This window comes from Rhodoferax sp. GW821-FHT07F03, assembly GCF_059418745.1.
Window position 1 is genome coordinate 1 of the sequence record NZ_JBWKQM010000017.1, and the last position, 17,520, is coordinate 17,520.

The 17,520-nt window shown below is 62.2% G+C and carries 25 protein-coding genes; 19 read left to right on the plus strand and 6 right to left on the minus strand.

All coding sequences use genetic code 11. From position 1 onward, the window contains the following. From AC07R0_RS22790 to AC07R0_RS22850, 13 genes are all read left to right on the plus strand, one after another. Positions 1-74, plus strand: a 74-nt coding sequence (locus AC07R0_RS22790; RefSeq protein ID WP_495098685.1) for an EF-Tu C-terminal domain-related protein, incomplete at its 5' end; no start/stop codon positions are given. 17 nt (positions 75-91) lie between these two features. After that, a complete protein-coding gene (rpsJ, locus tag AC07R0_RS22795; RefSeq protein ID WP_019575636.1) occupies positions 92-406 on the plus strand; it encodes a 30S ribosomal protein S10 in 315 nt (104 codons plus the stop codon). A 202-nt stretch (positions 407-608) separates the two neighbouring features. Continuing rightward, positions 609-1,283, plus strand: a complete 675-nt coding sequence (rplC, locus tag AC07R0_RS22800) for a 50S ribosomal protein L3 (RefSeq protein ID WP_490591557.1) — start codon at positions 609-611, stop codon at positions 1,281-1,283. Next, positions 1,283-1,903, plus strand: a complete 621-nt coding sequence (gene rplD, locus AC07R0_RS22805) for a 50S ribosomal protein L4 (protein ID WP_092759960.1) — start codon at positions 1,283-1,285, stop codon at positions 1,901-1,903. The genes rplC and rplD overlap by 1 nt, the downstream gene beginning before the upstream one ends. A 5-nt stretch (positions 1,904-1,908) precedes the next feature. After that, positions 1,909-2,229 carry a 50S ribosomal protein L23 gene (gene rplW, locus AC07R0_RS22810; protein ID WP_369821623.1) on the plus strand — a complete coding sequence of 107 codons (321 nt, stop codon included), beginning with the start codon at positions 1,909-1,911 and terminating at the stop codon, positions 2,227-2,229. 2 nt (positions 2,230-2,231) lie between these two features. Then, on the plus strand, positions 2,232-3,056 hold the full coding sequence (gene rplB / locus AC07R0_RS22815) for a 50S ribosomal protein L2 (RefSeq protein ID WP_490591556.1): 825 nt from the start codon (positions 2,232-2,234) through the stop codon (positions 3,054-3,056). Between the two features lie 11 nt (positions 3,057-3,067). Further along, on the plus strand, positions 3,068-3,346 hold the full coding sequence (rpsS, locus tag AC07R0_RS22820) for a 30S ribosomal protein S19 (protein WP_076196164.1): 279 nt from the start codon (positions 3,068-3,070) through the stop codon (positions 3,344-3,346). Between the two features lie 9 nt (positions 3,347-3,355). Then, on the plus strand, positions 3,356-3,685 hold the full coding sequence (gene rplV / locus AC07R0_RS22825) for a 50S ribosomal protein L22 (RefSeq protein ID WP_490591555.1): 330 nt from the start codon (positions 3,356-3,358) through the stop codon (positions 3,683-3,685). Between the two features lie 14 nt (positions 3,686-3,699). Then, positions 3,700-4,602: a 30S ribosomal protein S3 gene (gene rpsC / locus AC07R0_RS22830; protein WP_495098587.1), complete on the plus strand. Its 903-nt coding sequence runs from the start codon at positions 3,700-3,702 to the stop codon at positions 4,600-4,602. Positions 4,603-4,604: 2 nt separating this feature from the next. Continuing rightward, positions 4,605-5,021: a 50S ribosomal protein L16 gene (gene rplP / locus AC07R0_RS22835; RefSeq protein WP_029708121.1), complete on the plus strand. Its 417-nt coding sequence runs from the start codon at positions 4,605-4,607 to the stop codon at positions 5,019-5,021. Between the two features lie 13 nt (positions 5,022-5,034). Continuing rightward, on the plus strand, positions 5,035-5,244 hold the full coding sequence (gene rpmC / locus AC07R0_RS22840; protein WP_490591553.1) for a 50S ribosomal protein L29: 210 nt from the start codon (positions 5,035-5,037) through the stop codon (positions 5,242-5,244). Between the two features lie 11 nt (positions 5,245-5,255). Further along, entirely contained in the window at positions 5,256-5,525 is a 270-nt protein-coding gene (gene rpsQ, locus AC07R0_RS22845) for a 30S ribosomal protein S17 (RefSeq protein ID WP_092759968.1), read from the plus strand. Positions 5,526-5,629: 104 nt separating this feature from the next. Further along, entirely contained in the window at positions 5,630-6,139 is a 510-nt protein-coding gene (locus tag AC07R0_RS22850; protein ID WP_495106588.1) for a peroxiredoxin, read from the plus strand. Between the two features lie 85 nt (positions 6,140-6,224). On the opposite strand, the gene AC07R0_RS22855 is transcribed toward AC07R0_RS22850, so the two are convergent. Continuing rightward, positions 6,225-7,097: a LysR substrate-binding domain-containing protein gene (locus tag AC07R0_RS22855; RefSeq protein ID WP_495106589.1), complete on the minus strand. Its 873-nt coding sequence runs from the start codon at positions 7,095-7,097 to the stop codon at positions 6,225-6,227. 70 nt (positions 7,098-7,167) lie between these two features. Here AC07R0_RS22855 and asd (AC07R0_RS22860) point away from each other — a divergent pair, with 70 nt between their 5' ends. Next, positions 7,168-8,010 (plus strand): archaetidylserine decarboxylase, encoded by an 843-nt coding sequence (gene asd, locus AC07R0_RS22860; RefSeq protein WP_495106590.1) that lies wholly within the window; start codon positions 7,168-7,170, stop codon positions 8,008-8,010. On the opposite strand, the gene purU is transcribed toward asd (AC07R0_RS22860), so the two are convergent. The 4 genes from purU to AC07R0_RS22880 form a co-directional block, all read right to left on the minus strand. Beyond that, on the minus strand, positions 8,003-8,851 hold the full coding sequence (gene purU / locus AC07R0_RS22865) for a formyltetrahydrofolate deformylase (protein WP_495098591.1): 849 nt from the start codon (positions 8,849-8,851) through the stop codon (positions 8,003-8,005). The two genes, asd (AC07R0_RS22860) and purU, sit on opposite strands and share 8 nt — an antisense overlap. Next, positions 8,848-9,651, minus strand: coding sequence for a ChaN family lipoprotein (locus tag AC07R0_RS22870; protein WP_495106591.1), 804 nt, complete (start codon positions 9,649-9,651; stop codon positions 8,848-8,850). Before AC07R0_RS22870 ends, purU begins: the two co-directional genes overlap by 4 nt. Before the next feature lie 2 nt (positions 9,652-9,653). Then, positions 9,654-9,947, minus strand: a complete 294-nt coding sequence (locus AC07R0_RS22875; protein WP_495106592.1) for a BTH_I0359 family protein — start codon at positions 9,945-9,947, stop codon at positions 9,654-9,656. Positions 9,948-10,024: 77 nt separating this feature from the next. Then, positions 10,025-11,143 (minus strand): DUF3108 domain-containing protein, encoded by a 1,119-nt coding sequence (locus tag AC07R0_RS22880; protein ID WP_495106593.1) that lies wholly within the window; start codon positions 11,141-11,143, stop codon positions 10,025-10,027. Between the two features lie 44 nt (positions 11,144-11,187). On the opposite strand from AC07R0_RS22880, the gene AC07R0_RS22885 reads away from it, so the two are divergent. The 5 genes from AC07R0_RS22885 to AC07R0_RS22905 all read left to right on the plus strand — a co-directional run bounded on the left by AC07R0_RS22885 (position 11,188) and on the right by AC07R0_RS22905 (position 16,652). Continuing rightward, positions 11,188-12,168 (plus strand): fumarylacetoacetate hydrolase family protein, encoded by a 981-nt coding sequence (locus tag AC07R0_RS22885; RefSeq protein ID WP_495106594.1) that lies wholly within the window; start codon positions 11,188-11,190, stop codon positions 12,166-12,168. Between the two features lie 22 nt (positions 12,169-12,190). Continuing rightward, positions 12,191-12,607: an energy transducer TonB gene (locus tag AC07R0_RS22890; RefSeq protein WP_495106595.1), complete on the plus strand. Its 417-nt coding sequence runs from the start codon at positions 12,191-12,193 to the stop codon at positions 12,605-12,607. Between the two features lie 164 nt (positions 12,608-12,771). Then, complete coding sequence (lplT, locus tag AC07R0_RS22895; RefSeq protein WP_495106596.1) at positions 12,772-14,007, plus strand: lysophospholipid transporter LplT; 1,236 nt, start codon at positions 12,772-12,774, stop codon at positions 14,005-14,007. A 112-nt stretch (positions 14,008-14,119) separates the two neighbouring features. Further along, the gene (locus AC07R0_RS22900; protein ID WP_495106597.1) at positions 14,120-15,301 is read left to right on the plus strand and encodes a pectate lyase family protein; all 1,182 of its coding nucleotides are present in this window, start codon (positions 14,120-14,122) and stop codon (positions 15,299-15,301) included. A 94-nt stretch (positions 15,302-15,395) separates the two neighbouring features. Then, positions 15,396-16,652 carry a glycosyltransferase family 4 protein gene (locus AC07R0_RS22905; protein WP_495106598.1) on the plus strand — a complete coding sequence of 419 codons (1,257 nt, stop codon included), beginning with the start codon at positions 15,396-15,398 and terminating at the stop codon, positions 16,650-16,652. Here AC07R0_RS22905 and asd (AC07R0_RS22910) read toward each other — a convergent pair. After that, positions 16,633-17,514 carry an archaetidylserine decarboxylase gene (asd, locus tag AC07R0_RS22910; protein ID WP_495106599.1) on the minus strand — a complete coding sequence of 294 codons (882 nt, stop codon included), beginning with the start codon at positions 17,512-17,514 and terminating at the stop codon, positions 16,633-16,635. The genes AC07R0_RS22905 and asd (AC07R0_RS22910) overlap by 20 nt on opposite strands. Between the last annotated feature and the right edge of the window lie 6 nt (positions 17,515-17,520).

The following is a 17,520-nucleotide window of genomic DNA, read 5'->3' on the forward strand; positions in this document are numbered from 1 at the left end:
AAGGTCTGCGTTTCGCCATCCGTGAAGGCGGCAAGACCGTCGGCGCCGGCGTGGTTGCCAAGATCATTGCTTAATTTGACAAGGAAGCACCATGTCTACCAAGCAAAAAATCCGCATCCGCCTGAAGGCTTTTGATTACAAGCTCATCGACCAATCGGCCGCTGAAATTGTGGATACCGCCAAGCGCACCGGCGCGATTGTCAAGGGTCCCGTGCCCCTGCCAACCCGCATGAAGCGTTTCGACATCCTGCGTTCGCCGCACGTCAACAAGACCAGCCGCGACCAGTTTGAAATCCGTACGCACCAGCGTCTGATGGACATCGTTGACCCAACGGACAAGACCGTTGACGCGTTGATGAAGCTCGATCTGCCTGCTGGCGTGGACGTCGAAATCAAGCTGCAATAAGCAAACGGTGTGGTTTTCGCGCAAGCGAAAACCGCTACCACCCCAAGGAAATAGCCCGCACTTGCTGAAAACGCAAGTGCGGGCTATACTCCAAGGCTGCGCCAAAACAGGGTTCTGTTTTGGCGCGGTTTTATTAACAGTCTTTCACGCCAAAACCGTGTAGCCAATTGCAGTTACATGGGTGGAAGTTACGGAGAAAAAAATGAGTCAAAGCAACTCCCTAGGGTTGCTGGGCCGCAAGGTAGGCATGATGCGCCTATTCACCGATGACGGGGACGCAGTTCCTGTCACGGTGGTAGACGTGTCTAACAACCGTGTTACCCAGATCAAATCCCAAGAGAACGACGGCTACGTGGCCTTGCAGGTCACGTTCGGCGCACGCAAAGCTTCGCGTGTGACCAAGCCAGAAGCCGGTCACCTTGCGAAAGCAGGCGTGGAAGCCGGTGAAATCATCCAAGAATTCCGCGTCACGTCGGATGCTGCAGCCCAATACAAAGCGGGTTCCGTGGTGTCGGCAGGTGCTGTGTTTGCGGTGGGTCAAAAAGTCGACGTGCAAGGTACGACGATTGGTAAGGGCTACGCCGGTACCATCAAGCGTCACCACATGAGCTCGCAACGTGCTTCGCACGGTAACAGCCGCTCGCACAATGTTCCTGGCTCCATTGGTATGGCCCAGGATCCAGGCCGCGTGTTCCCTGGCAAGCGCATGACGGGTCATTTGGGCGTGGACACAGTCACCACCCAAAACCTGGATGTCATCCGTATTGACGAAGCCCGTCAGCTGCTTTTGATCCGGGGCGCAGTTCCTGGCTCCAAGGGTGGTTTTGTGACGGTGCGTCCGGCCATCAAGGCCAAAGCAGCAAAAGGAGCGAACTAATGCAGCTCGAACTCCTGAATGACCAAGGCCAGGCCGCATCGAAGATCGATGTGCCCGAAACCGTATTCGGTCGTGCTTACAACGAAGACCTGGTTCACCAAGTCGTAGTCGCTTTCCAAGCCAATGCGCGTCAAGGCACCCGTGCCCAAAAAGACCGTGAGCAGGTTCGCCACTCGACCAAGAAGCCATTCAAGCAAAAGGGAACTGGCCGTGCACGTGCCGGTATGACGTCCTCGCCACTGTGGCGCGGAGGCGGTCGTATTTTCCCGAACATGCCTGATGAAAACTTCACGCAAAAGATCAACAAGAAGATGTACCGCGCTGGTATGGCCGCGATCCTGTCGCAGCTGGCCCGTGAAGGTCGTCTGGCCGTGGTTGATTCGTTGACGGTGGATTCGCCCAAGACCAAGCCCTTGGCGGCAAAGTTCAAGGCAATGAACCTGGCATCCGTGCTGGTCATTTCTGACCAAATCGATGAAAACCTGTATCTGGCTTCCCGTAACCTCGTGAACATTCTGGTGGTTGAACCCCGTTACGCCGATCCGGTGTCGCTGGTGCACTACAAGAAGGTTCTGGTGACCAAGGCTGCCATGGACAAACTCCAGGAGATGTTCGCATGAGCCGCATGAATTTGACCAACCGTCAATTCGACGAAGGCCGTCTGATGCAAGTGCTGATCGCTCCCATCGTGTCCGAAAAGGCCACCATGGTTGCTGAAAAGTCCAATGCAGTGACGTTCAAGGTACTCCAGGACGCGACCAAGCATGAAATCATGGCTGCTGTGCAGCTGATGTTCAAGGTGGAAGTCAAGGGCGTTTCTGTGGTCAACACCAAGGGCAAAACCAAGCGTTTTGGCAAATCCATCGGTCGCCGCGACAACGTTCGCAAGGCCTATGTGACGCTGAAGCCAGGTCAAGAGCTGAACCTGACCGGGGAGGCTGCGTAATCATGGCTGTCATTAAAATGAAACCCACTTCGCCAGGCCAACGCGGCATGGTGAAGGTCACGCGTGATCACCTGTACAAGGGTGCTCCTCACGCAGCTTTGCTGGAACCCCAGTTCCAGAAGGCCGGCCGTAATAACAACGGTCACATCACGACGCGTCACCGCGGCGGCGGTCATAAGCACCATTACCGTGTTGTGGACTTTGTTCGCAACAAGGACGGCATTCCCGCGAAAGTGGAACGCATTGAATACGATCCAAACCGTACGGCCCACATCGCTCTGGTGTGCTATGCCGACGGCGAACGTCGTTACATCATTGCTCCCCGTGGTCTGGAAGCCGGTGCAACCTTGCTGAGCGGCGCTGAAGCCCCGATCCGCGCTGGTAACACCCTGCCCATCCGCAACATCCCCGTGGGTTCCACCATCCATTGCATCGAGCTCAAGCCCGGTGCTGGCGCGCAAATCGCTCGCTCGGCTGGTACCTCGGCAACGCTGCTGGCACGTGAAGGCACCTACGCCCAAGTGCGTATGCGCTCCGGTGAAGTTCGCAAGATCCACATCGAATGCCGTGCCACCATTGGTGAAGTCGCCAACGAAGAACACAGCCTGCGCCGTTTGGGCAAGGCCGGTGTGAAGCGCTGGATGGGTATTCGCCCAACCGTTCGCGGTGTGGTGATGAACCCTGTGGATCACCCACACGGCGGTGGTGAAGGTAAGACCGGCGAAGGCCGTCATCCAGTCGATCCTTGGGGCAATCTGACCAAGGGTTACCGTACCCGTAACAACAAGCGCACCCAAGTGATGGTGGTGTCGCGTCGTAAGAAGTAAGGGGTAGCTAGATGACTCGCTCACTCAAAAAAGGTCCATTCGTAGACCACCACCTGATTGCCAAGGCTGAAAAAGCCGTAGCAACCAAGGACAAAAAGCCAATCAAGACTTGGTCGCGTCGTTCCATGATCTTGCCCGATTTCATCGGCCTGACCATCGCTGTGCACAACGGCAAACAGCACGTCCCTGTCTATATCACCGACCAAATGGTGGGCCACAAGTTGGGAGAGTTCGCGCTCACCCGTACTTTCAAGGGTCACCCTGCCGACAAAAAAGTCGTGCGGAAATAAGGAAAGACCATGGAAACACGTGCAGTCCTTCGCGGCGTCCGCTTGTCTGTTGACAAGGGCCGCCTGGTCGCAGATTTGATCCGCGGCAAAAAGGTAGACCAAGCTCTGAACGTTCTTGAATTCACGCAGAAAAAAGCTGCTGTGATCATCAAGAAGGTTCTGGAGTCCGCTATCGCCAACGCTGAGCACAATGACGGTGCCGATATCGACGAGTTGAAGGTTAAAACCATCTTCGTCGAACAAGGCGCCACGCTCAAGCGCTTCACGGCCCGTGCAAAAGGCCGTGGTAACCGTATCAGCAAGCCCACGTGCCATGTGTACGTGACGGTTGGCAATTAAGAGGTCGGGAAGATATGGGACAAAAAATCCACCCAACCGGCTTCCGTTTGTCGGTCAGCCGCAACTGGTCCAGCCGCTGGTATGCCAGCAACAATGACTTCGCCGGCATGCTGGCTGAAGACATCAAGGTGCGTGAGTACCTGAAGGCCAAGCTGAAGAACGCTTCGGTTTCGCGCGTTCTGATCGAGCGTCCTGCCAAGAACGCCCGCATCACGATTTTCTCGGCTCGTCCGGGCGTCGTGATCGGCAAGAAAGGCGAAGACATCGAAAACCTGAAGCGTGATCTGGCCAAGCAGCTGAACGTGCCAGTGGCAGTGAACATCGAAGAAGTGCGCAAGCCTGAAATCGATGCCAAGCTGATCGCTGACTCGATCACCCAGCAGCTCGAAAAGCGCATCATGTTCCGTCGTGCAATGAAGCGCGCCATGCAAAACGCCATGCGTCTGGGTGCTCTGGGCATCAAGATCATGTCGTCTGGCCGTCTGAATGGCATTGAAATCGCTCGTTGCGAGTGGTACCGCGAAGGTCGCGTGCCACTGCACACTTTGCGTGCAGACATCGACTACGGCACCTCTGAAGCCAAAACCACTTACGGCATTATCGGCGTGAAGGTTTGGGTCTACAAGGGTGACACCCTGGGTCGTAACGATCTGCCTGCAGTGCAAGAGCCGCGCAATGAAGAAGAGCGTCGCCCCCGTGGCCCCCGTCGCGATGATCGCGGTGGCCGTCCCGGTGGTAACGACCGTCCTCCAGCACGTGGTCCCCGTCGTCCAGCAGGTGCCAATGCGGCTCCTGCGGATGGCAGCGACAAGCCTGTTGAAGCCACAGGTGCAGCTGCACCGAAATCTACCGTTCAGCGCGTCCGTAAAGTAGCCGCGCCTGCTGCACCTGCTGCAGCTGACGGTAAAGGAGAATAAACATGTTGCAACCAGCGCGTCGCAAGTACCGCAAAGAGCAAAAAGGCCGTAACACCGGCATCGCAACCCGGGGTAGCTCGGTTGCGTTCGGTGACTTCGGTTTGAAGTGCACGGACCGTGGCCGTCTGACGGCCCGCCAGATTGAAGCCGCACGCCGTGCGATTTCCCGTCACGTGAAGCGTGGCGGCCGTATCTGGATCCGCGTGTTCCCTGACAAGCCAATTTCCCAAAAGCCTGCTGAAGTGCGTATGGGTAACGGTAAGGGCAACCCTGAGTATTACGTGGCTGAAATTCAGCCGGGTAAGATTGTTTTTGAAATCGTCGGCGTTCCTGAAGAACTGGCCCGTGAAGCGTTCCGTTTGGCTGCTGCCAAACTGCCTTTGCGCACCACCTTCGTTGCCCGCATGATTGGCCAGTAAGCAGGAGACTGATATGACCAAATCTACTGAACTGCGCACCAAAGACGTCGCCGGCCTGAAGGACGAAGTGAAAGCGCTGCAACGCGCCCATTTCGGCCTGCGTATGCAAAAAGCCACGCAACAACTCAACAACACAGCCACGATCCGCACTGCGCGTCGTGATATTGCCCGCGCCAAGACCATTCTTGTCGAGAAGCAAGCCGCTGACAAAGCCGCTAAGTAAGGAGCGAAAACATGACGGAAGCTAAAACATCCCTCAAGCGCACCTTGATTGGCAAGGTGGTCAGCGACAAACGTGCAAAGACTGTGACCGTGCTGATTGAGCGCCGTGTGAAGCACGAGCTCTACGGCAAGATCGTTGGTAAGTCGAGCAAGTACCACGCCCATGACGAAAAGGGCGAGTTCAAGCTGGGCGACACCATTGAGATCACGGAAAGCCGTCCGATCTCGAAGACCAAGAACTGGGTTGCTACCCGCTTGGTGCAAAAGGCTATTGCGGTCTAAAACTGCAAGCTGCTTAAAAAACGGTCCACAATGTGGACCGTTTTTGTTTGTGGGGCGACGGAGACGTGGCCCCTTTTTTATTTCTTTATTCCCAGGAGCATTCCATGATCAAAGTCGGCGACACACTTCCTTCCAGCACATTGTTTGAGTACTCCGAAGTAGAAGGTGAAGGCTGCAGCATCGGCCCGAACGCCGTGGATGTTGCCAAGGCCACGGCCGGCAAGACGATTGCCCTGTTTGCCCTGCCAGGCGCGTTTACGCCCACCTGCTCGGCCCAGCATGTGCCGGGTTACCTGGCCAGCGCCGAAGCCTTCAAGGCGGCCGGTGTGGATGAAATCTGGTGTGTCAGCGTGAACGACGCTTTCGTCATGGGTGCCTGGGCGCGCGACCAGAAGACCGCCGGCAAGGTCCGTATGCTGGGCGACGGCAGTGCCGACTTCGCCAAGGCTACGGGCCTGACGCTGGACCTGACGGCGAAGGGCCTGGGCCTGCGGAGCAACCGCTATTCCATGCTGGTGAAGAACGGCGTCGTTGTCACCTTGAACGTTGAAGCCGCTGGAAAGTTTGAAGTCAGCGACGCAGCTACCTTGCTGGCGCAAGCCAAAGCCGTGTAAGCTGCTTGCTATCAATAAAAGAGCTTCTGGCGCAGGTACTGCCTGCGCCAGAAGCTCTTTTTGCTTATAAGTTCAGGTTGCGTATTCAGGCCATGGCTTTCTTCAGCCAGTCGGCGAAAGCGGCACATTCCCAGCGGTCCATGGTGCCGGTTTGCCAGCACAGGTAATGGGCGTGCGGACTGGGCACGCTGCGGGTGAATAGTTTGACCAGGGCTCCGCTGTCCAACCAGGGTGCGCCCAGGCGCAGGCGCACCAGGCCAATGCCCATGCCGGCGGCCGCGGCATCGCACATCAGGCCGATGTCGTTGAACTGCGAGCCGTCGGCGGGCTCGGGCCAGTCCAGCTGGTGGGCGGCGAACCAGGTGCGCCAGGGCTCCAGCGGCGAGCGCAGCAGGCGCGCGCCTTCCAGGTCGGCCACGCTGTCGAACGGCCCGTGTTCGCGCACAAAGGCGGGTGAGGCCAACGGTGTGACTTCGTCGCGGGTCAGGCAGATGTGTTCCACGTCGGCATAGCGGCCGGTGCCGAAGCGCACCACCAGGTCAGCATCCTCGGCCACCACGTCCAGCAGCGGTATAGATACATGCAAAGCCAGGTCGATCTCGGGATAGGCTTCGGTGAACTGGCGCAGGCGGGGGATCAGGATGGCGCGGGCAAACGTGGGCGTCACGGCCAGGCGCAGCTTGCGCTTGCCAGGTGCCGATGCGGTGCTGGGGAAGCGCTCCAGAATCGCCAGCCCTTCGCGCACATGGGCCAGGTATTCGCTGCCCTCGGTGGTCAGCGAAAAGTCGGCCCGGCCAAACAGCTTGGTGCCCAGGATCTGCTCCAGCTGCTTGACCCGGTGGCTGACCGCACTGGAGGTGACGCACAGCTCTTCGGCCGCCTGCGTTACGCTGCGCAAGCGGGCCAAAGCTTCGAAGGTCAGCAGGCACTGGATGGGGGGTATACGCGTAGCACTCATGCCGGCATTGTCCCTCTTACGCCAGGGGGTGCTCGTTACAATGGCCCCCTTTTTGCCTAGGGGATTGCGCGTGTCTGACCGTTTCAAAGTGTGGCTGCAGTACCTGTTGCCCAAGCACGCCATCACCGCTTTTGGCTGGCATGTTGCCACGGCGCGCGCCGGGAGTATCACCACCGGCATCATCCGCTGGTTCGTTGGTAAATACGGGGTGAACATGGCCGAGGCGGCCAATCCCGATATCAGCAGCTACGCCAGCTTCAACGAGTTCTTCACCCGTGCACTGAAGCCCGGTGCGCGCCCGCTGGCCCAGGCCGACCTAGTGTGTCCGGTGGACGGTGCGATCAGCCAGTTTGGCCGCATCGAGCGCGACCAGATCTTCCAGGCCAAGGGCCATACCTATTCGACCACCGCGCTGGTGGGCGGTGACGCGGCGCTGGGCGCGCAGTTCGAGAACGGCCATTTCGCCAACATCTACCTGAGCCCCAAGGACTACCACCGCATTCATATGCCCTGCGACGGGCGGCTGACGCGCATGGTCTATGTGCCGGGCGATCTGTTTTCGGTGAACCCGGTGACCGCCCAGGGCGTGCCCGGCCTGTTTGCGCGCAACGAGCGGGTGGTCTGTGTGTTTGACTCGGAGCGTGGCCCGTTTGTGCTGGTGCTGGTCGGTGCCGCCATCGTCGGCAGCATGGCAACCGTCTGGCAGGGCGTGATCAACCCGCCGCGCGGCCCGGTGCGCGAATGGCGCTATGACCAGCAGCAGATCGTCTTGAAGCAGGGTGAGGAGATGGGGCGCTTTCTGCTGGGCTCCACTGTGGTGATGCTGTTCCCCAAGGGCCCGCTCACGTTCAACCCCGCCTGGGCACCCGCAGCTAGCGTGCGCCTAGGTGAAGTAATGGCCAACGCTATTTGAAAATCACCGTCTTGTGGCCGTTTAGCAGCACGCGGTGCTCGCTGTGCCACTTGACGGCGCGGGCCAGTACCTGGCTCTCGGTATCCCGGCCTTGGGCGGTGAAGTGCTCTACCGTGCGGCTGTGGTCCACGCGGGCCACGTCTTGTTCGATGATCGGGCCTTCGTCCAGGTCCGCCGTCACGTAGTGGGCGGTGGCGCCAATCAGCTTCACGCCGCGGTCATGCGCCTGGTAGTAGGGCTTGGCGCCCTTGAAGCTGGGCAGGAAGCTGTGGTGGATATTGATGGCCCGGCCGCTCAGCTTCTGGCATAGATCGTTGCTCAGAATCTGCATGTAGCGCGCCAGCACCACCAGTTCCGCGCCTTCGTTTTCTATCACCTCGTAAGCGCGCGCCTCGGCCTGGGCTTTGGTGGCGGCGGTCACCGGGATGTGGTGGAAGGGCACGTTGTAGCTGGCCGCCAGCTGGTAGAAGTCGCGGTGGTTGCTGATGATGGCGCGAATGTCCAGTGGCAGCAGGCCGCTTTTCCAGCGGAACAGCAGGTCGTTCAGGCAATGGCCTTCCTTGCTGACCATCAGCACCGTGCGCACCGGCTCCGAGGTGTTGTGCAGGCTCCAGCGCATCTGGAAACCTTCGGCGAAGCTGGCCAGTGCGCTGCGCAGTGCGTCGGCGGGGATCTGGTCGCAGGCGAATTGCACCCGCATGAAGAACAGACCGGTGTCGTGGTCGTTGTACTGGGCGGCTTCTTCGATATTGCTGCCGCGCTCCAGCAGGAAGCCTGATACGGCGTGGACGATGCCCGGGCGGTCCGGGCAAGACAGTGTGAGGATGTAAGCAGTGTTCATGGCGAGCCGGATTGTCGCAGCCCGGCGCAGTAGTCTTTGGGTGGGATGCTGGGCGTGACCCAGATTTGGTTGAAGTTTGCTACATCTTTAGTAGCTGCTTGCGCAGGTTCTACCTGCAGCAGAACGGATTTTGATGCAAAACCTTCGGGCAGGTGCTGCGGCACGCCCAGGCTGGGGTCGGCATGGCCGCTGCCGGTCAGCAGCAGCACGGTCTTGCCGGGGATGGCGGCGGTCTGCAGGGTCTGCGCCATGGCCTGGTCGCGGGCGATCTGGATGCGCGTCATGGGGCCGATCTGGCTTTCCGGCAGCAGGCCGCAGTGGCCCATGCGGATGGACTGCTGCTGGGCTTTGAGCGCGGGGCCGGGCAACTGCATGTCCAAGGCGGTGTTGGCCATGGCTGGGCGCATCTGGGCGCGTGGCAGATTGGCGCCGAGTACCGGCACGCCGGCGTGGACTGCGGCCATGACCGCCGGGCCGTAGGCGGCCCAAGGCCAGCCAGCGTCGTCCCACTGGAGTGCTGTCTGTACTTGTTCCGGGGACGCATCGCGGGGTAGGGAGCGGGTGTCGTGGCCTTGCTCGGCCATTTCCAGGGCCAAGGCGGCCAGTTGGCCGTGACTGGCCAGGGTTTCAATCACCTGGCGGTGGATCTGTTGGTGTTCCGGCGCGTCATGCTGCTCGCCGAGCAGGATGGCGTCGGCCGGCAGCAGGGCCTGCACACGCTGGTCAATGTTGGGTAGGCTGGCGCAGCCCCACAGCAGGGCAGCACAGCAAGCCAGCAGCGCAGCGGCGCTGAGCCGCACGTTCAGTGCACCAGCACCGGGTTTTGTGCCAGGCCGGCGTACTGTTCCAGCGTGTCTTCCACTTCTTCCTGGGTCGGCGTGTTCAGCTGCCAGGCAGAAATATGTTGCTGGAACAGCTCGGCCCAGGAGCCGTCCAGGTAGACCTCTTTGCCCGAGCGCTTGTCGACGATTTCAAAGCCGTGGCGCTCCAGCGTGGGTGCGCGCGGCGGGTCGGCGGGTGCCAGCAGGGTGGCGTTGGCCGCATCAGGCTGCATGTGGACCACCGCAAAGGATTCGGAGTCGTATAGCGTGTTCATGGTGGAAGTCCTTTTCTCAATCACTATGGGCTATATGGTCGCGATAGCAGGGAATTCAAGTTCCGTGCCATGCCAGCTTAGGGCTTTTCCACGCTGCGCAACTGCTGGTCGATGAAATCTCCGTTCGGATCCGTGATTTTCAGCCGCACTGGCAGGTATGAAATGCTGGGGCCCAGCCACAGCTCGACCTTTTTGTCGAATTCCTTCAGCGGTACGCGGGTGAGTTTCAGGATGTCTAGGGTGTCGTAGGGCACGTAGGCCTTGTCTGGCCCCTCTATGTTGAACTTCCAGATATCGGCATCGCGCGGGCCTACGGTCTGCAGCGTGATGCTGCTGCCAACCGGGTAATGCGCCGGGTCGGCGGCCAGCATGCTGGCGATTTGCAACACCACGCTGAGCTGGTCTTGCGCGGCGGGCAGCAGGGGTACGTCCGGCGTATTCGCGCTGAAGGTGGCGCGGCCCTTGCCGTAGTCGAAATGCGCAGCGACTTCGCTGCGCCACTTGTCGGCAAAGCGCTGGGGTGCCAGGCCGGCCGGGGTGATGGTGCCCGTGCTGGTGCGTGTGCGCGAGCCCAGGAACAGCATGCTGGCACTGAGCTGGGCGCTGTACTGCTGGCCATCTTGTTGCCACAGCAGTTCGCCGCGCGCGTTGTAGTGCATGCCTTTGGATGCGCCACTGAGGTTGTACAGCAGCCGCACCGGGTCGGCAAAGCGGAAGGCCGTGGCCTGGGTGACGGTGGGTGCCGGCGGCACGGGGGCGGACGCTACTGGCTCGGGCGGCGGTGCGGGTGGTGGCGGTGCAGGGGCTGCCACGGGCTCGGATGCGGCCGGGGCTGGTGGCTCGGGGATGGAGGCGGCGGGTTCGGGGGGCGGCGCTACGGGTGTAGCGTCGGCGACTTCTACGTTCTCCACCGGCTCTGGCGCGGGCGCACGCGGCGCCGGGCGCGGTTTGTGTTGCACGGGCGGTTTGGCGACTGGGGCGGGCGGTGTGAGAGGTATGGGAGGCGCAGGCGCGGGCGCCGGGATGCTGCGCGTGTTCAGTGCGTGCACCGTCGTGGCTCCGGGGGCCGTCACCTGCAGCACGGCGGGCAGCGTTTGCAGCACCGCCAGATGGGCCAGCACCACGGCGCCACCCAGCACCGCCAGGCCACGCAGCGGCAGGGAAGAGTATGCGGCGGAAGGCTTCGTTAAACTCATTTGACTATGCAACGCTTCTCCATCCCCTCCCGGCGGACACCGCCATGAAATTAGCCACCTACCAAGACGGTTCGCGCGACGGCCAGCTGGTGGTGGTGTCGCGCGACCTGGCCACGGCCCATTATGCGACCGGCATTGCCAGCCGCCTGCAGCAGGTACTGGACGACTGGGGCTTCATGAGCCCGCAGCTGCAAGACCTGTACGACGCACTCAACCACGGCCGGGGCCGCCACAGCTTCCCGTTCGACGCGCGCCAGTGCATGGCACCTCTGCCGCGCGCCTACCAGTGGGCCGAGGCGCAGGCCTACCCCAGCCTGCTGCGCGGGCCGGATGCCGACAGCCGCCTGGCGCTGGCCCCGGGCAGCGGTGACCATTTCCTGGGCGCCTGCGAGCCGCTGCGCTGCGGCTCCGAAGCCCTGGGCGTGGACTTCGCGGCCGGCCTGGCCGCCATCACCGCCGACGTGCCCCAAGGCGCCAGCCCGGAACAGGCGCTGGACGGCGTGCGCCTGCTGCTGTTGGCCAATAGCGTGCGCCTGCGCAGCGTGGAGCCGGCGGAACAGGCCAAGGGCGTGGGCTGGGTACAGAGCGCGCCGGCCGTGGCCTTCAGCCCGGTGGCCATTACGCTGGATGAGCTGGGCGACAGCTGGGACAAGGGCCGCGTGCACCTGCCACTGCACACCAGTTGGAACGGTCGTAAGGTCGGCATGTGTGATGCAGGGCCGGAGATGCAGTTCCACTTCGGCCAGCTGGTGGCGCATGTGTGCAGCACCCGCGCCGTGCGTGCCGGTAGCGTCATTGGCACCGGCCCGGTGGCGAATGCCGGCGTGGCGCAGAAGGCCCAGATGCAGTGGCCCAAGGGTTACCACAGCATCGCGGAAAAGCGCGCCATGGAGGCACAGGACGGTGGCACGCCTAGCACCGGCTATCTGCAGTACGGCGACACTGTACGCATCGAGATGATGGGCAAGGATGGCAACAGCCTGTTTGGCGCCATCGACCAGGAACTAGCGCCCTGGCTGCGCTGAAGAATTTTCAAAGGACATGTTGATGCGAAATTTATGGGCTAAGAAATCGTTGGCGGGCCTGTGCTCCGCTGTGTTGGCTGCGCTGCTGGTGTCGGCATGCGCCTCGTCCACCCCCGAGCCGGTCTGGCCGGACCAGGAGGCCAGGCTGCAAGACCTGGGCATCACGGCTGAGGTACAGGCCAAGGTCCCGCCGCCGGACAAAGACCTGGTGCGCGACCGCTCGCACAACAGCACGGTGGTGGTGCAGATGCTGGTGGACGTCTCGGGCGGCGTGCTGCGCTCGCGCGTGTCGCAGTCCAGCGAAAACCCGCTGCTGGACAAGGCCGCGCTGGACGCCGTGCAGGGCCTGCGCTTGAACCCCTATTACAGCCAGGGTAAGGCCCAGGCGGTGACCGTCAGCGTGCCGTTTACCTTCCCGTTCTACGACCGACCTCGTTAAGTTGATTGCTATTGTTTATATAGCTGCTTGCGCACGTATTACCTGCGCTGCAGGCCGTTTTGGCATAAATACTCCATAGCGTCACACAGGCTACACAGGGTTTTGTTGGAATCGCGGGCTGACCGCACCGTCCGTGGCGCGGCGCCTACCTGTGTGCCTCCACCATGCCAGCTTTCTACCGGGTTATTGCGGTGCAGTTTGTCTCCGCACTGGCCGACAACGCCCTGCTCATCGTGGCCATCGCCCGCATGCTGGAGCTTGCGGCAGAGGCCTGGACCGTGCCGCTGCTGAAGCTCAGCTTCACCCTGTGCTATGTGTTCCTGGCGCCGTTTGTCGGCGCGCTGGCCGATGCCTGGCCCAAGGGCCGGGTCATGGTGGCGGCGAATCTGCTGAAAGCCCTGGCCGCCGCCCTGCTGGTGGCGGGCTCCGACCCGATGCTGGCTTTGGCCCTGGCCGGCCTGGGCGCCGCCGTCTACGCGCCGGCCAAATACGGCCTGATCACCGAGATGCTGCCAGCCGACCAACTGGTGCGGGCCAACGGCTATATCGAAGGCAGCACGGTCTGCGCGGCCCTGCTGGGCACGGTGCTGGGCGGGGCGCTGGTCAGCCCGCAGCTGCGCAATCTGCTGCCGCCCGAGCTGGCGGTGGCGGTGGGAGCCACCCCTACCTCGCTGCATGCCGGCATGCTGGGCCTGTTGCTGCTGTACCTGCTTGCTGCACTGCTGAACGCCAGCGTGCCGGACAGCGGCGTGCGTTACCCCCGGCATTCCTTCCACGCGGTGTACCTGGTGCGCCGTTTCTTCCAAGAAAACCTGACGCTGTGGCGCGACCCGCTGGGCGGTGTGTCCATGGCGGTGACCACGCTGCTCTGGGGTATTGGCGCCACCTTGCAGCTGGTGGTGCTGCGCTGGGCCGAGTCTGCGCTGGGCCTGGCATTGAGCCAGGCGGCCTATCTGCAGGGCGTGACGGCAGTGGGCGTGATCGCCGGGGCCACGCTGGCCAGTCAAATGCTGCGCCTGGAGCAAGCTACCCGCGTGCTGCCCCTGGGCATTGCCATGGGTTTGCTGGTGCCCTGCATGGTGGGCGTGCACTCACTGGGCTGGGCGGCAGGCCTGCTGATGCTGGTCGGTGGCCTGGCCGGCTTCTTCGTGGTGCCCATGAATGCCCTGCTGCAGCACCGCGGCCAGCAGCTGCTGACGGCCGGGCGCTCAATCGCCGTGCAGGGCTTCAACGAGAACGCCGGCATTCTGCTGATGTTGTCCCTGTATGCGGCCGCCACCGCGCTGCGGCTGGAGTTGCACCAGCTGCTGTGGTGCTTTGGCCTGCTGGTGGCGGTCACCATGGGTCTGATCACGCTGCGCCACCACCGGGCCCGTGCGGAGCTGGCGGCCTTGTCCTGACATTGCGCAGCGGTTCTATACATTGCCTTAACTTGGGCAGGCTAGGCTGCGCACTTGTGAATGAAACAGGTGGACCTGCATGTCTTTGCAAAGATTTATTTTTCGGTGTTGCATGGTGTTTGTCGCTGGCAGTGCTGTGGCCTTGGCCGCGCCTTCCACCACGCTGGACATGGCGCGGGGGATTACCGGGGGCGGGGCAGGGCCGACGGTACGTGTCAGCACGCCGGACGAACTCAAGTACGCCCTGTGCCACAGCGCAGTGGGCGGTGTCTGCACCGACGACGCGCCGCGCACCATCGAAGTGGCGTCCACCATCGACCTGAGCGACACGGAGTCCACCGGCCACATCCAGGCCTGCCATGCCACCAGCATTTGCACCGCGCCATTGCAAACCGAGGCTACGCTCGTCATGCATCCGCAAGACACGCACTGCGACGGCAAGCCTTTGTTCGATGTGACTTACCGCAAGGCGGCAGTGCGCGGCATGCTGGTCGGCTCCAACAAGACGCTGCTGGGCGTGGGCGCGGCAGCCGCCATCAAGGGCAAGGGGCTGCTGCTGCAAAACGGGGTGCACAACATCATCGTGCGCAACCTGGCCTTTACCGACATCAACCAGGGCCTGGTGTTTGGCGGCGATGCCATCACCATCAGCCAGGCCAGCCAGGTGTGGATAGACCACAACTATTTCAGCCGCATCGGTCGCCAGATGCTGGTGACCGGCACCGGCGACCACCAGGGCCGGGTGACAGACCTGGTGGTTTCGTGGAACGAGTTCGACGGCCGCAACACCTACTCGGCCATGTGCAATGGCAAGCATTACTGGAACTTGCTGCTGTACGGCAATGGCAACGTCACCATGGCCGACAACTGGTTGCACGACTTTGCCGGGCGCGGGCCCCGCATCCAGGCCGATGTGTTCGTGCACCTGGTGAACAACTATTTCCAGGACGGCTCCTGGCATGCGCTGGACGCGGACGGCCCGCACACCCATGTGCTGATGGAGGGCAATTATTTCGAGAGAGTGGCCGTACCCAGTTTGCGCGACAAGGAGCCCGGTGCTGTATTTGGGCTGCAGGCGGACGTGGATTCAAGCTCAGCGGCCTGTGATGCTGCATTGCATCGCCCTTGCGTGCCGAATGCCGTATCCGGCGCACGGCCTGCGAACAGCCTGCAGCAAGACGCGGCTGTGCTGGACGACAGCCGGGGTATGGCGCAGGCAGCGCAGCTGGCGGTCAGCCCGTCGCCGGACGTGCCCGCAGCCGTGCGCAGCGGTGCCGGAGCGGGCCATTGGTGACGCGAAAGTGATGAGCGGCGTGGGCATGCATTTGTCTTGAAACTGCCATAAAAGCATCATCAATCTGAAATTAGCAGCCCGTAGCCTCGGGCTTGTGAAAAACACCGAAGAGATCATCGTCGAATCGTTCGCTGCCCACCCGTCCAGTCTGCGGATTGCACTGGTGACAGAGACCTTCCCGCCCGAGGTCAACGGGGTCGCCATGACCCTGGGCCGCCTGGTGGAGGGGCTGTTGCAGCGTGGCCATGCGGTACAGATCGTGCGCCCGCGCCAGCCCGGCGCCGAGGCCAGCAGCCCGCGCGAGGGGCTGGACGAGGTACTGTCGCCCGGCGTGCCGATCCCCAGCTACGGCAACTTCCGCTTCGGCCTGCCGTCCAAGAACCGGCTGGTCAAGCTGTGGCAGCAGATGCGACCCGACGTGGTCCATGTCGCCACCGAAGGCCCGCTGGGCTGGTCGGCCGTGACGGCCGCGCGCAAGCTGCAGCTGCCGGTGACCAGCTCCTTCCACACCAATTTCCACAACTACTCCGGCCATTACGGACTGGGCCTGTTGAAGACGCCCATAGACGCGTACCTGCGCAAGCTGCACAACCGCACCATGGCCACCCTGGTGCCTACGCCGGCCCTGGTGGCGGCGCTACAAGCACGTGGCTACCGCAATGTGTCGGTGCTGTCGCGAGGCGTCGAGCTGTCGCAGTTCAGCCCGGCCCGCCGCTCCAGCGCGCTGCGCGCCAGCTGGGGCGTGGCCGAGGACGATCTGGTGGTGGTGCACGTGGGCCGTTTGGCCAAGGAAAAGAACGTGGGTTCGGTGATGCTGGCCTTTGCCGCCATCCAGGCCCGCGTACCGAATGCCAAGCTGGTGCTGGTGGGCGATGGCCCGCTGCGCAAGCTGCTGCAGGACAACTGCCCGCACGCCCATTTCGCTGGCCTGCGCCAGGGCGAAGACCTGGCTGCCCATTACGCATCGGGCGACCTGTTCCTGTTCCCCAGCACCACCGAAACCTATGGCAATGTGGTGCCCGAGGCCCTGGCCAGCGGCGTGCCGGTGCTGGCCTACGACTATGCGGCAGCGGCCAATGTGGTGCGGCCTGGCCACAATGGCATGCTGGTGCCGCTGGGCGAAGAAATGCAGTTTGTGCAGGCGGCCGCGGCCCTGGCCAGCGACCGGCCCGCGCTGCAGGCCATGCGCCAGCAGGCGGCGGCCAGTGTGGCCCACCTGGGCTGGGCGGCGGTGTACGACAGCTTTGTGGGCACGCTACGCACCGTGGTGCAGTGCCACGGCGGCCATTTCAGCCTCGCGCCGCACCTTCTGCCCAGCGCTACTAGCGCAACTAGCGTTCCCAGCGCATAAGGGCTTGGCCCATGCGGACAGCCGAGCCTTCGCGCAGACCTTCGCACAGCGTGAAGCCCCTGGGCGCCAGCACGATGATGGTGGAGCCGTGCTGAAACCAGCCCATCTCCTGCCCCTTGCGGAAGCTGGCATTGCAGGGCAGGGTGGTCGGACCTTTGTACTTCAGGTGCAGCAGCACATCCAGAAAATGCAGGCGGATACTGGCCACCAGGATCGCTGCCACCGGCACCAGCGCAATCGGCTGGCCCTGGGCCGGGCCGTCGCCGGTGATGCGGGTCTTGAGGAAGGCGCGTTCGTTCTTGCAAAACAGCTTCTCTACCCGCTTCAAGGCGATCGGGTTCACGTTCCAGGTATCGCCCGAGAAGTAGGTCACCTTCTCCACGGTGCAGTCCTGCGGTGCGTGGAAGCGGTGGTACATGCTGGAGGTAAGGCGCAGCGTGACGAAGTAGCCGTCGCGCCATTCGCCACTGTGCGCCTTGTCGCCCAGCAGGTCTTCCAGCGTGTACGGAAAGCCCTTGGCCTGGAACACCTGCGTGCCCTGGATGGGGCCGCTGGCGCCCACGATGCCGTCGCTGGGGCTGCTCATCACCGCTGGGTCCATGGCCAGCGGGCGCAGGCCGTCTTTCAGCTCGCGGGTAAAGCAGTCGTGCATGCTTTTGAAATGCGTTTTCTTGGCTTCCGACAGGTCCAGGTCGGAGAAGAACTTCCACACCGCAATCGATGCATCGCGCACCAATGGCTGCTCGATCTGGCTGAACCAGCCCATGGCCTGGGTCAGCCAGCGCCGGGGCAGGCGGTTGGTCAGCAAAAAGTTCAGGTCCTCTTGCTTCAGCAGTTGCTGGATGTGCTGGCGTATCTGCATGGTCAA